This window comes from Chloroflexota bacterium, assembly GCA_016219275.1.
GTDB lineage: Bacteria > Chloroflexota > Anaerolineae > UBA4142 > UBA4142 > JACRBM01.
Genome location: JACRBM010000052.1, coordinates 122,772 through 136,333, shown reverse-complemented (window position 1 = coordinate 136,333; position 13,562 = coordinate 122,772). Strand labels below are relative to the sequence as shown.

Annotated in this window: 15 protein-coding genes; all 15 read right to left on the bottom strand. The window is 56.9% G+C overall.

Features of this window, described 5'->3' with window-relative positions:
- Positions 1-256: 256 nt before the first annotated feature.
- Entirely contained in the window at positions 257-508 is a 252-nt protein-coding gene (locus HY868_13720; GenBank protein MBI5303186.1) for a hypothetical protein, read from the bottom strand.
- A gap of 234 nt (positions 509-742) precedes the next feature.
- On the bottom strand, positions 743-1,030 hold the full coding sequence (locus tag HY868_13715; GenBank protein MBI5303185.1) for a YkgJ family cysteine cluster protein: 288 nt from the start codon (positions 1,028-1,030) through the stop codon (positions 743-745).
- Positions 1,027-2,109 (bottom strand): aminotransferase class I/II-fold pyridoxal phosphate-dependent enzyme, encoded by a 1,083-nt coding sequence (locus HY868_13710; protein ID MBI5303184.1) that lies wholly within the window; start codon positions 2,107-2,109, stop codon positions 1,027-1,029. The genes HY868_13715 and HY868_13710 overlap by 4 nt, the downstream gene beginning before the upstream one ends.
- Positions 2,110-2,305: 196 nt before the next feature.
- A complete protein-coding gene (ald, locus tag HY868_13705; protein ID MBI5303183.1) occupies positions 2,306-3,418 on the bottom strand; it encodes an alanine dehydrogenase in 1,113 nt (370 codons plus the stop codon).
- Between the two features lie 20 nt (positions 3,419-3,438).
- Entirely contained in the window at positions 3,439-4,437 is a 999-nt protein-coding gene (locus tag HY868_13700) for an NTP transferase domain-containing protein (GenBank protein MBI5303182.1), read from the bottom strand.
- A 76-nt stretch (positions 4,438-4,513) separates the two neighbouring features.
- Positions 4,514-5,209 (bottom strand): 16S rRNA (cytidine(1402)-2'-O)-methyltransferase, encoded by a 696-nt coding sequence (gene rsmI, locus HY868_13695; protein ID MBI5303181.1) that lies wholly within the window; start codon positions 5,207-5,209, stop codon positions 4,514-4,516.
- A 1-nt stretch (position 5,210) separates the two neighbouring features.
- Positions 5,211-5,558, bottom strand: a complete 348-nt coding sequence (locus HY868_13690) for a hypothetical protein (GenBank protein MBI5303180.1) — start codon at positions 5,556-5,558, stop codon at positions 5,211-5,213.
- A 28-nt stretch (positions 5,559-5,586) separates the two neighbouring features.
- Positions 5,587-5,880 (bottom strand): hypothetical protein, encoded by a 294-nt coding sequence (locus tag HY868_13685; protein ID MBI5303179.1) that lies wholly within the window; start codon positions 5,878-5,880, stop codon positions 5,587-5,589.
- Positions 5,881-5,933: 53 nt separating this feature from the next.
- Positions 5,934-6,740, bottom strand: coding sequence for a DUF92 domain-containing protein (locus tag HY868_13680; protein ID MBI5303178.1), 807 nt, complete (start codon positions 6,738-6,740; stop codon positions 5,934-5,936).
- 30 nt (positions 6,741-6,770) lie between these two features.
- Entirely contained in the window at positions 6,771-7,256 is a 486-nt protein-coding gene (locus HY868_13675; protein MBI5303177.1) for a DUF1648 domain-containing protein, read from the bottom strand.
- A gap of 23 nt (positions 7,257-7,279) precedes the next feature.
- Positions 7,280-8,239 (bottom strand): branched-chain amino acid transaminase, encoded by a 960-nt coding sequence (locus HY868_13670; GenBank protein ID MBI5303176.1) that lies wholly within the window; start codon positions 8,237-8,239, stop codon positions 7,280-7,282.
- A 37-nt stretch (positions 8,240-8,276) separates the two neighbouring features.
- Positions 8,277-8,612: a hypothetical protein gene (locus HY868_13665; GenBank protein ID MBI5303175.1), complete on the bottom strand. Its 336-nt coding sequence runs from the start codon at positions 8,610-8,612 to the stop codon at positions 8,277-8,279.
- Positions 8,613-8,620: 8 nt separating this feature from the next.
- Entirely contained in the window at positions 8,621-9,388 is a 768-nt protein-coding gene (gene surE, locus HY868_13660) for a 5'/3'-nucleotidase SurE (GenBank protein ID MBI5303174.1), read from the bottom strand.
- Positions 9,388-10,083, bottom strand: a complete 696-nt coding sequence (locus HY868_13655; protein ID MBI5303173.1) for a Uma2 family endonuclease — start codon at positions 10,081-10,083, stop codon at positions 9,388-9,390. The genes surE and HY868_13655 overlap by 1 nt, the downstream gene beginning before the upstream one ends.
- Positions 10,084-10,098: 15 nt before the next feature.
- Positions 10,099-13,227 (bottom strand): transglycosylase domain-containing protein, encoded by a 3,129-nt coding sequence (locus HY868_13650; protein ID MBI5303172.1) that lies wholly within the window; start codon positions 13,225-13,227, stop codon positions 10,099-10,101.
- Positions 13,228-13,562 lie beyond the last annotated feature (335 nt).

Below are 13,562 nucleotides of genomic sequence, written 5' to 3'. Positions count from 1 at the left end.
GTAACTACTCAGCCATCGTTCCTTTATCCGCGAATTACGCGAATCTTCGCTAATTTTTTCTTCTTATTCGCGCAATTCGCGTTATTCGCGGATAAATTTGTTTTTTCATCGGCGTAAATGTGGGTTGGCTGAGTAGTTACCAGAAAAGTTTCGATAACTCTTTGCGTGTCGTTCGCATGAATACCGCGTGGCGCGCGATTTAGCAAAAAGGGTGGCGACTGTTTCAGGTAGTGTGAGTTCGGAAAGATGAATCGTGTTATTTGCGTTTGGTGCGGTCAGGTTTTGTACTCGCTGGCTTCCGGTTTCGTGAACGTATCGCTTTACGAGCGCGCTTGTGTCCATAAACAAGGATGTCATGTCGCTCTTGCCTTTGTTCGATAACTATTTGACTTGGTGATTTGCCGCCGGCGCGCGTCATGATCTCTTGCGCTTCTTCCAATGTTGCCGGGTTCTTGATTTGGTTCTTTAAATCATCGCTCAACGGCACGATCAATCCTTGCTCGCGCAATTTTTGCTCTACGCGTGTCCGTTTGGCTTCTTCGCTATCATACGCGATGGGCGATTTTGTTTTGCGCGCTGGCTCAGTTTAATCGGCTGTGGCGAGGTCGCGCGCTAAAATTTCCAACGCGATGGTCTGCGGCGTTTTTCCTTCGGTCGCCGCGCGCTGTTGCAATTGTGCGCTGATTTTTTCCGGCACCTGAACGATCAAGGTATCCATCCCCGCCTCACTTTCTTGCCGCGATTATACCACATCGCGAACGGAATTGGGCGACGCACTTGTCGTCAATCGTTCCAATTCGGCGAGATAGCGCAACGCGTCGTCACGATTCTCCCCGCACATTTCGCGCAATGGCTTGAGGCGCACGCACACCGTCGGTCGTTCGGGCAACCCGAATAGTTTGCACCGGTTGTCTTCCGTCAATTGAATGCATCGCACGCCTGCCGGCTTGCCGTTCGGCATTCCTGGGATTGGCGACGAAATCGAAAGCGCGATGCAGCACGCGCCGCAACCTACGCGACAGTCTCTCACTTGATGCGCTTGACCAAGCGTTCCATCCGCGTCAACGCTTCTTCGATGTTCACCATGCTCGCCGCGTAGCACGCCCGCACGAATCCTTCGCCGCACGCGCCGAACGCGTTGCCCGGCACCACGGCGACATGTTCCTCGGTCAACAATTTTTCCGCGAACGCGTTCGAGGAGAGACCAGTCGGACGAATGTCGGGGAACGCGTAGAACGCGCCGCGCGGCGTGAACGTCGGCAAGCCAATCGCGTTAAAGCCGGCGACGATCACTTGGCGGCGTTGATCATACTGGCGTACCATTTCGCGCACATCGTTGTCCGCGCGCGCCAGACCTTCGAGCGCGGCGGCTTGGCTCATCGTCGGCGCGCTCATGATGATGTATTGATGCACCTTGGCGATTGCCGCGAGCAATTCCGGGTTCGTCGCCGCGTAACCGACGCGCCAGCCGGTCATCGCGTAATCTTTCGAAAAGCCGCCGAGCAACACGGTGCGGTCGCGCATACCCGGCAGCGAGGCAAAACACGTGTGCGCGATGCCGTAAACGAGGCGGTCGTAAATTTCGTCGGAGAAAACGATGAGATCATGTTGCTCTGCCACGCGCGCGACCTCGAGCAAACGTTCGCGGGTCATCACCGCGCCAGTCGGATTATTCGGATAACTGATGAGAATGGCTTTGGTGCGCGGGGTGATCACGCGTTCGAGTTCTTCGCCGGTCACTTGGAATTCATCTTCGACGCGCGTCTCGACGACGACCGGGACGCCGCCGGCAAATAGCACCGCCGGTTTGTACGCGACGAAGCACGGCTCGGGCACGATTACTTCGTCGCCGGGATCAATCGTCGCGAGAATGGCGCAGTGCAGCGCCTCGGATACGCCGACGGTGATGAGCAGTTCATTCGCGGGATCGTACTGCGCGCCGTACAACTGGGCGAGGTGATCGGACAAGGCGTGGCGCAGTTCGAGCGTACCGGCATTCGAGGTGTACTTGGTGTCGCCTTGCTCGATGGAGGCGATCCCGGCGCGACGCACACGTTCCGGTGTGACAAAGTCCGGTTCACCGATGCCGAGTGAAATCACATCGTTCATCGTTGCCGCAATGTCAAAAAACCGGCGAATGCCGGAGGGTGGAACATTTAGGACTCGTTGTGAAAGTTGCATGATTGGAGGTTGGAAATTGGAAGTTGGAGTTTGGAAGTCAGATGCTAGTGTTTTGAAGTTGGAACGCGCAGGCGCTTTCATTCCAACTTCCAACATCTAGCATCCAACTTCCAATTTCCAATTTCTATATCAATTCATTCACGGCAGTCGTGGGCAAACCGAACGCTTCGCCGACTGCCGCGTAGGTAATGTGCCCGGCGTACACATTGACGCCGCGCGCCAGGACAGGGTCACACTGGATCGCTTTTTCAAATCCCAGGTTCGCTAACTTGAGCATGTACGGCAGCGTTGCGTTCGACAGCGCGTACGTTGAAGTGCGCGGGACCGCGCCCGGCATGTTCGTCACGCCGTAGTGAATCACGCCGTCCACGACGTACGTCGGATTCGTGTGCGTCGTCGGACGAATCGTGGCGACTGAGCCGCCCTGGTCAATCGCGACATCTACGATGACACTGCCCGGCGTCATTCCGGCAACCATTTCGCGTGTGACGAGCTTGGGCGCTTTCGCGCCTTTGACGAGCACCGCGCCGACAACCACATCCGCGAATTTCACCGCTTCGGCGATGTTGAACGGATTCGACGCGAGCGTCGTGAGACTACCATGCAGAACTTCGCTGAGATAACGCAGACGATTCAAGTCCTTGTCAATGATCGTCACGTCCGCGCCCATCCCCAGCGCGACCTTTGCCGCCGCGGTGCCGACCACGCCGCCGCCGACGATGACGACATCAGCGGGACGCACGCCGGGAACGCCGCCCATCAACTTGCCGCGACCACCATTTGTTTTTTCGAGATAGTGTGCCGCGATTTGAATGGACATTTTGCCGGCGACTTCACTCATCGGCGTCAACAAGGGTAGCGAGCCATCCGCGAGTTCGACGGTTTCGTAGGCGACGCTCTTGACGCGTTTCGCCATCAATTCCTGCGTCAAATTTTCTTCCGCCGCGAGATGCAGGTACGTGAACAACAACAGATTCTCGCGCAACAAGGGATACTCGGATGTGAGGGGTTCTTTGACCTTGATGACCATCTCGGCTTGGTTCCATGCGTCCTCGTGTGTCGGTACGATGTCCGCGCCGCTCTGGCGGTATTCGTCGTCGGTGAAACCGCTGCCATCGCCCGCGCCGCGCTCGACGAGGATGCGATGCCCGGCTTGGACAAGTGAATACGCGCCGCCCGGCGTCAACGCAACGCGATTTTCCTTGTCTTTGATCTCTTTAGGTACCCCAATGATCATTCGTTGATCCTCCTTGATCGTTAATGTCCGTTATCGTAACCCGTCGCCGTTTCGATTTCCGACGAGTCGCCTACGTTCATGCGCTGGAACGAACCGCGCACGCGCGCGTCTTTGCCGATGAGTGACGATTCGAGCACGCGGTTCTCGATATAAGCGCCTTCGCTGATGATGCAATCGCGTAGAATCGAGTTCTCGATGATCGCGTCTTCGGAAACCGAAACGTTCGGTCCGACAATCGAGTTATGAATTTGCGCGCGGTCGCTAATGTACACCGGCGATAAAATCACCGAACCCTCGACGGTGGGCACGTTACTTTGTTTGCCGAGCAAATACCGGTTCGTTTTCAGAATCGCGGCGGGGGTGCCGCAATCTTCCCAAACTGGAATGGTTTCGACTTCGAGCCGCGCGTCGCCTTCGATCATCAATTGCATCGCGTCCGCGAGAAAGTACTCGCCATTCGTCTTGATGTCGCGCGCGATCAAATCGTCAATCGCGCGCATGATCCCGCGCCAATTGCGGAAATAGTACACCCCCACGACTGCGAGGTTCGAAATCGGCGATGTCGGTTTTTCTACGAACTTGGTCACGTGACCGTCTTGCAGCAACGCGACGCCAAACCGGCGCGGGTCGCTGACCTCTTTGACGTAGATCAGCCCATCGCCCTTGACGCGACCTAGCCGAGTGAAATCCGTTTCCCAAATCGTGTCGCCGAAGATGATGAGTACGTCCTGGTCAATGAATTCTTTGGCAAGGTAGATCGCGTGCGCCTGCCCCTTCATTTCAGTTTGTTCGACGTACTGCGCGCGCATATCGGGATACTGGGTCGTGACGTATTTTTGAATCTGATCGCCGAGATAGCCGACGACGAAAATTGTCTCTGCGATGTTCAATTCGGCAAGACTGTCGAGAATGTGTCCCAGCACGGGCTTGCCCGCGACTTGAACGAGGGGCTTGGGTTTGCTGTAGGTGTGCGGACGGAGACGGGTGCCGAGTCCGGCGAGAAGAATGATCGCTTTCATTGATTCTCCAGTAGGTTGCTGAATTCGTAATTCGTAATTCGAAATTCGAATTCTTCTTGTGGATGGGCGAGTGAATTTAGAATTCAGAATTCAGAATTTTGAATTTTGGGTTGCCTGCGACGACGAGGGCAAATTCGCCTTTGAATGGTTTCTTTTCAAAATAAGCGACGATCTCGCGCAGAGTACCGCGCACGATATTTTCGTTCGCGGTCGTCAACTCACACGCGACGGTCACGTACCGCTCTGCGCCGAGCGCGTCGCGCAAATCGGCGAGCAGCGGCGCAAGGCGGTACGGCGCATCGAGCACGACCCAGGTTTCGCGTTCGTCTTTGAGCCGGCGCAGTTCCGCGCGGCGCGCCTCTTTTTTTACCGGCAACATGCCGACAAAACGAAAACGGTCCATCGGCAAGCCGCTGACGACGAGCGCGGCAAGCGCGGACGATGCGCCGGGTACGGCAGTGACTGGCACGCGCGCCTGAATCGCGCGCGCGACCAGGCGTCCGCCGGGATCGGCGAGGAGCGGCGTGCCGTGATCGGAAATTAGCGCGAGGTGTTCGCCGCGTTCCAATCGCTCGATCAATTCCGGCACGATCGCGCGCTCGGTATGCTCGTTCAGTTCGAGCAACGTGTTTTCGATTTGGTAATGTTTTAAGAGCCGCGCACCGTCGCGCCGCTCTTCGCAAATCACTGCGTTCACTTCGCGCAGAACGCGCAACGCGCGCAGGGTCATATCATCGGGATTGCCGATGGGAGTCGAGACGATAGAGAGCATATCAAGCCCAGTGCTTGGTAACGGCGATCTCTAATAATACATCTTCCAAATTGGGTGCGGCAGCGACTTGGATATCTGAAGCGCTGTGTCGGTGTTCGGGTGAGACGAGCGCCGGACGATGCGCCGAATTATCATACCGGAAAATCAACTGTGCGGCGGCGTCTTGATAATGATACGTGTACATCACTTTTTCGATACGCTTGTCGGTCGCATCCACATATTCGCGGAAATACAACTCAGAGTTGTCAACAAAACGTACTGTGCCGCTCAGAAATCCTTGTTCGCCTGGTCGCGTATCGAAGAACACAGTTGCCGAAACAACAAAACTGGTTGCGGCGAAACGATCCACGATGAATTTGATCGCGGAAAAATACGTTTCAATCACCAAAGTGTAGCCCTTGCAACTGATTCAGTTTTTGTTCGAGTCGTTGCAACAGTTTATACTCGCCCGCCCATTGAACGTACTCGTCGTCGCCACCCTTCAAGTCTTCAGCGGTCATCGTGGCAATGAATTTGTCTGATCGCGTTTGATATTTTTCCTCGAAGACGCTGACGCGTTTCTTTGCCAAAGTCAAAGCGATTTGGAGTCGGGCGATTTCGCTCTGTACGGCAGATTCGACCAAATGCAAAACCTGGGTATTCTGCGCCGGCTCGATATAAATTGTGTTCATCTTTACCTCACTCTGGTAACGATTCTACCCGCGCTTGCGAATCGTGTCAAAACTTATCCGCCGATTGCCCAGTAACACGCTACTGCCACACCGCTCCCGAAAACACTCGCGAGGAAATTCACCCCATCGTTGTCGAGCCAACGCCAGCCGCGGATCAAGCGCGTTGCGTTGCCGCACCGATGTACGCGAGATTCGGTTTCCTTTTGATCCGCGTCGCAAAAGTAAATCGCTTGCGCCGTCGCGCCGAGCAGCGAATCGAACACTGAGCCGAGCAGACCCGCCACTGTGCCAACGAAAATTACCAATAACCAATTACCATTTATCGCGATGAATGCCGCGAGGATGGCGATCAACCCCGCGCCGCACAACGCGACGATTGTGCCAAGTACCGTAATGCCGCCGCTCGTGCCAACGGGAACGACGCGCAGAGTTGTGATGAGTCGCGGGGGCGACTGGCTCAACACGCCAAGTTCGGTCGCCCACGTGTCCGCGTTCACGGTCGCCAGCGCGCCGACGAACGCGACGAACAGGAGCGGGTGAGGATCGAACGCGTACGCGAGCGCGAGCAGCGCGCCCCAGCCGCCATTCGCGAGGACTTGACCCAGGTCGCGGCGATGTCCCTTTTGGAATTTTTCCGCGAGTGGTTCCTTGGCGCGTGTTTTGTAATGCGACAATGCGGACGAGGTGACGAAAAACGCGACGAGCGAAATCGCCCACGCCAAACCGCCGCCGCCAAAAATCAGCGCGCCGACGACTAGCGCACCGAGCGCGCCGCTGGGCGCGAGAGAGCCGCGCCAGTACGCTAGTCCGGCGATGATCGCGCTAAATACCAATCCCCAAAAAAATGCAAGGAGGTCCAATGAAAATGTTCGCCGTTAAAATGGAAAAAGTCAGTAGATGCCGCCGACTATGCTAATCGCGGCGAACCACATCAGAATTTGCGCGATCGACGCGCCGCCGGCGAGCAAGAGCGCCGCCGCGCGTTGCCACCGATGCACGATCACACCCAGCCCGGCGTTCGATACAAAAATGATCATCCCGATAATCGGCAAACCAAAAATACCGCCCTTGGCTTCGATGCGATCGGGCAGACCGGACGCGTCAAAGTGCAAGGGCAGTGGATCGGGCAAAACTTCAAAGCGCAAAGCGAGATATGCTAACAGCACCAAATTGACGACGAACGCGCTAATCAGCAGAACGTGCAATGTGTGATCGCTCTGCAAGCGCGTCAAGGCGTCCTCCGTGATCGGTGCGTCAATCAGCGGAAACGACGTGAGAGATTCCGGGGGCGCGTCAGGCGGCGGCGCGATGGGATGGCGAGTGCTCATGCTCAAGGCAGAAGGATGAGGGGTGAAGGATGAAAAAAGCAAGTTCATCCTTCCGCCTTCATCCATCATCCTTAATTGTACACCGGCGTCAGCCAATCCGTGTACTTGGCATTTTCGCCGCGCACGGTCGCAAAGTACACGTCTTGCAATTGACGCGTGACCGGACCGAGCTTGCCGTCGCCAATCTTGCGATGATCAATTTCGACGACGCCCGCGACCTGCGCGCCGGTGCCGCAGAACATCACCTCGTCCGCGATGTACAGCTCGGAGCGATCAATCGAACGCTCGACGACCGGCAGTTTCAGATCGTCGCGCACCAATTGCAACAAGGTGCGCCGCGTGATGCCTTCGAGAATATTGTCGTTGACCGGCGGCGTGATGAGCGCGTTGTCGCGCACCATGAACAGATTTTCTGCGCTGCCTTCGGCGACGTGACCATCCGGGTTCAGCACGATGGCTTCATCGTAGCCGCCCCAATGCGCCTCCGTGCGCGCGAATGCGGAATTGATATAACCGCCGGTGATCTTGGCGCGCGAAGGGATCGCGGTGTCGTCCAGGCGTCGCCACGACGATGTGCCGGCACGCACTTCGAGTTTGATGTAATTGCCGAGCGGTCGCGTAAAGCACGCGAAATCAAATTCGACATCGTACAGACGCGGCGTAATGTCTTCCGTCGCGTTGTAGATCAACGGGCGCACGTACACATCGGTGCGGTACCCTTCGCGCTGGATTAGGTCGAGCGTGATGCGCGCCAAGTCGTCCGCGCTGTACGGCAGATTCGCGGCGAGCAATTTGCCGGATTGCAAAAAGCGGCGATAGTGATCGCGCAAACGGAAAACGTACAATTGTCCTTTGCCTTCGTTCCAATAACCGCGAATGCCGCCGAACGCGCCGATGCCATAATTCACGACCTGGGTCATGATGCTGATTTTCGCGTCTGCAATCGGCACGAATTGTCCGCGCAAGAATCCCCATTGGGGATGCTCGACCTTGGCTTCTTGTGGTTTGACGGGGATGGCTGTCTGAATCATTCGTCTTCTCCTTTTGACGTGAATCGAATTTCGAAATCTATTGCGGTCCGAGTGTGGGCGTTGTGTTAGCCGGCGCGCCGCGCGGGCGCACTGGATCGGGTTGGATGTTGGATGGAATCCCTGGCGCTTGAATGATCGGCGGCGCGGCATCTGGCGCGGGATAGGGCAAGGATGTCGGCGGAACCTGGGTCAGGTCTGGATTAGGCGGCGGGAATGGCACAGGGACCGGCGTGAGTACGAACACCGATTGTGGTGTGGGTGGGCGCGTCCATTCGGTGTCAAAGCGCGTAATAGCGAACGCGAGGACAAGCGCAAAGATCGCCACGCCGATGACGAGCAACCACGACCGCGAATTCTCTACCCAGTTGTTCATCGCCTCACTCAAAGCGGATTGTCTTCCCACGCCTTGAGCGGATCAATCAACGCGTGGCTGGTCAAATCGAGATGCACCGGCGTGATGGACACGTACCGATTCCGCACCGCCCAAATGTCCGTGCCTTCGTCTTCAACGCCGGTCGGTGGATCGCCGCCGATCCAATAATAATTTTTGCCCTGCGGGTCTTGACGTTCGATCAAGACATCGCGATAGATGCGTTTGCCCAAGCGCGTGATGCGCGCGCCGCGTATTTCGTTCGTCGGAATCGCCGGCACGTTGATATTGAGCAGCGCGCCGTTCGGCAACCCATTCGTTAGCACACGTCGCGCGATGCGCGCGGCGTACTCGGCGGCGGGCGAAAAGTCAATGCCGTCGTCGTGTTCCGCGTCAATCGAAACCGCGAGCGAGGGCACGTCGTTGATCGTGCCTTCCATCGCGGCGGACACGGTGCCGGAGTAGGTCAGGTCTTGACCCAGGTTGACGCGCGGGTTGATGCCGCTCGCAACGAGCGCGGGTTTTTCGCCGAGCAGACCCAGCATCACAATCGCGACGCAGTCGGTGGGCGCGCCGTCGCTCGTGTACGCCTCCGAGCCATCCGCGAGCGTAGTCTTGCGAACGCGCAAGGGTTTGTGCATCGTCTTGGCGTGACCCGACATGCTCCAGTTGTGGTCCGGCGCGACGACGATGACATCGGCAATCGTTTGCATCGCTTGCTTGAGCGCGAGCAAACCGGGCGCGGTGACGCCGTCATCGTTGGTGACGAGAATATACATTACGCCGGGCGTCCTTTTTGTTTCAATGTTCGGAGCGCATTTTTCATTTCGTCAGTGAATCCGGCAATTTCCGCAAAGACGGAAAGTGGATCAGGCAAGTCCTCCTGCCACAACCAATTCACGTTGATCCAGAAACCGGGTACGCTCGTCGAGCGATAGATGCCATCGTCACCGACCGGCGCGGTTTGATATTGTCCGCGCGCGTCGCGCTGATAGAACCACGCGCGTTGACGACGCGGGCGCGGGTCAATGATCCAGTACTCGGGCACGCCGGCTTCTTGGTACTCGAAAAATTTCTCATCCAGGTCACGGCTGACGCTATCGTCAGAAATGATTTCGACGACGAGGTCGGCGGGACCAGCGAGGCGATTCTCCAGCACGCGATCCAAATGCTCGCGCGCGACGAAGAAAATATCTGGTTCGCGTCCCGAACCGGTCGGCGTCGCTTTCATTTGGGTTGGCGCCATGAATACTTCACCTAGATCAAAAACCCTGACGAATTGTTCGAGCAGAACATACAGAAAACCAAGAATTTTTTGATGCAACGGTTTTGCTGTCATGTGAACGATGACCTCTCCATTCACCCACTCGGCGTGCAAGTCTTCGCCCGACGAAGCGAGAAATTCTTCGTAGGTGATTTTCGGTCGCTCAGTTGGTTGGATGGATGTTTGCGCTAATGGCTCGTTCACTGCCATTTGCTTCCTCGCGTTCTACTTTTTCTGCTTGACATCGTGCTGGATAAAAATCGTAACTGGGTCGGACGGCGTCGCGTTGCCGGCGGCGTCATACGCAATCGCTTTGACGATGTGCGACTCGACGAACCCAGCCGTGTTCGTCACCGGCGTCGTCGTCGAGATGAGGATCATGCCGGTCGTGAACACGACCGACGCGGCGGGCGCAGTCGTCGTCACGCGCGCGGTCTGCCCGACGATTTGTTCCGTTACCGAAATGCCTTCGCTGTTTTGATACGTGCGCGTGATGGTAATCGGTTTGGTCGGCGAGACGGCGACGGACGCGCCGAGCGTTCGCGTCAACGTGTCCGACATTTTAATCGTCCACTTTTTGTTGAACGGTGCGACGGTGCTCGACCCGATCAACATCTCGTCGAGATAAAATTCGACGCGCCCCATCGAAGCATTATCCACCGCGTCCACGCCAATCGAAACCCATTCGTCTTTTTCTGGCGTGTATATATCCGTGTTCTTGGGATTGATGATTTTGATCGTCGGCGGTTTGTTGTCCACGACGACCTGGATCGTCGCCTGGGTCGGCTTGCCCGATTTGTCCACCGCGGTCAATTGCAAGGTGTACAGCCCATCGAGCGCGGTCACGTCCCACTGTTCGAGCGAGCCATTGTCCACGCGGTTGCGATGATCGCCGCCGATTTGCGTCCACTGCGTCGGGTCGAGTCCCTTGCCGAACGCGAGACGATACACGTCGAGATTGTCCACGCGCACATTGCCGACAATCGGCACCACGCCTTTGACGCCCGAGTACGACGCGGGCGCAATGATCGCGACATCGCCGCCTTGTCCCGGCGTGCGATTCGATGTACTGTACTCGCTTGGTGGTTGCGGAATCTTGTTCTCGCGCACCCAGTCGGCGGCTTCGGGCGGATAGATCGGAAATACTTTTTCTTCGACTTCGTTCGGCGGATCGTAGACGGTCGCAAGTTTGCCGGTTGGTTTATGAACGCGAAACACTTGCCAAATGTTGTCGAATGTTTTCGGTTCGGTGCCGGCGATAAATAATTCCTTGACGCGCTCCGGGCAGTACGGCGTCGGCAACAGACCGCTCGTCGCGCACACTTCGACGCGCACCATTCCCGGCGGTTCGACGAACGGACGCACCGGCAGGGTCGCGTGAATCTTGTCTATCACATCGCGCCAAATCGGCGCGGCGCCGGTCACGCCGCTAATGTGTTCCATCTCGGCGTTGTCCGCGTTGCCGACCCACACGCCCACCGCATAGTCGGGGGTATACCCCACCGTCCAATTGTCGCGCCAATCCGATGTCGTGCCGGTTTTCACCGCCGCCGGGCGCGAGGTTTTGAGAATGCTGTTCGAGCCAAAGCCGGGTGTGCGCGCGGTGTTGTCGGACAAGATATCGCTCATCAAGAACGCGAGTTGCGGTGTGACGATCTGTTGTTTTTGCGGTTCCTTGAATTCGTACAAGGTTTTGTTGCTCGTGTCCGTCACTTTGAGGATTGATACGGGATCGAGCACGCGAAAACCGGGTTTGACATTTTGCGCCTCGACGGGTATACCGGCGATCATGCCTTGGTTCGCGAGTACGGAATTCGCGTACGTCATATCGAGCAAGGTCGTCTCGCCGCCGCCGAGCGTGAGCGCGAGACCGTATTTTTCGCGATTGAGCGTGTTGATGCCCATGCGGTGCGCGGTGTTCACGACATTCTTGGGTCCGTCGAGTTGAATCAACTTGACTGCCGGAATGTTGAACGACGAGGCGAGCGCAGTCCGCAAACGTACTGGACCATGATACTTGCGGTCGTAATTCTCCGGCACGTAGGGCGGATTCGGCGGATCGTCGAACACGGTGCGCACGTCCATCAGCACCGACGCTGCCGTGTAGCCCTGCGCGAACGCGGTGAGATAGTTGAACACTTTGAACGTAGACCCAGGTTGGCGCGGCGAAATCGCGACGTTCACCTGTCCGTCAATGTCGCGATTGAAATAATCCACCGAGCCGACCATCGCGACGATTTCGCCGGTAGCGGGACGAATCACGACGATGGACGCGTCATTGACATTGCGCTTGTCCGCTTGCAGTTTGGAGACTTGCTCGCGCGCGGCTTGCTCCGCGATTTGCTGAACGTTGTAATCGAGCGAAGTGATGATGCTCAAGCCGCCGCGATACAATGCCTCGGTGCCGTACTTGTCTTCGATCAAGCGGCGCACGAAAAAGACAAAGTGCGGCGCGCGAATGTCGAACCGTTTGGGTGCGACGCGGAGTTTAGTGCTCTTTGCCGCGATCGCTTCTTCGAGCGTGATGTATCCTTGCAGATACATCTGGTCGAGCACGAGGTTGCGGCGTTTGATCGCTTCCTCGGGCGCGTCAATCGGATTGAGCACAAAGTTTTGTGGAATCGGCGCGAGCGTTGCACACTCGGCTAGATCCAAGTCCTGTACGTGTTTGCCAAAGTACGCTTGCGCCGCCGCTTCGACGCCATACGCGACGTTGCCGTAATAGTTGTCGTTGAGATACCACGCGAGGATGTCGTTTTTGCTGTAGCGTTTGGAAATCTCAATCGAGAGAATGATCTCTTTGAACTTGCGGCTGTACGTCGCAAAACTGTACGGATCGCGCACATAGCGTTCGCTCGGCGGAATCAACACATTCTTGACGAGTTGTTGCGTGATCGTGCTCGCGCCTTGGACCTGCTCGCGGCGCAGGGTCATCCACGCCGCGCGCCCCATGCTGTACCAATCGAACCCAGGATTGGTCCAGAAATTCTTGTCTTCAATCGCGACGGTCGCGTTTTTGAGATTCAACGGCATCCGGTCGAGCGGCACGACGGTGCGGTCGCCGCCGAGCGGGTCGAGAATTTCGTACAACAAAACCGTGCCCGTGCGGTCGTAAATTCGCGTGGTCTTGAAATTTTGCGAAGTCTGTTTGGCGATTTCGCCCGGGGCGGGCAGGTCTTTAGCGTAATAATTGTAGATGGCGACTGCCGATGCTGCGCCGACGCCCACTGTCGTGAGCATCAAGCCAAGGATCGCCGCGAGGGTGCCCAACGTGAGCCGAGTGACGAGGGGACCGGCGCGGTGCGCGTCGTGGCGCGCGCGTCGGCGTCGCAGATAGATCGAACGTGCGGACAAAATCACTTCTCCTTATCAGCGGTGCGCGGCTAGTTTAGCACCAAACGAAGAATCACGCAAACGGAATTTGCAATCGCGTGAGCACGCCGGGTCGCGCCCCATACCGCGTCGAGTCGCGCCCGTCTGTCATTGCGAGCCGCGAAACGGTTGCGAAGCAATCGCAAGCCGCTTGGGGACTGCTTCGCTCCGCTCGCAGTGACACTCGGACTTACCCTGATTCGGTCCTACAGGTGTGCGCCAAGTTTTTGGGTGGTGAAAAAACCTTGCGAAGGTTGAACGGCAATCATATATGATTTGTCGTCAAAACCTTCGCAAGGTTGAGTATTCCAAAATTT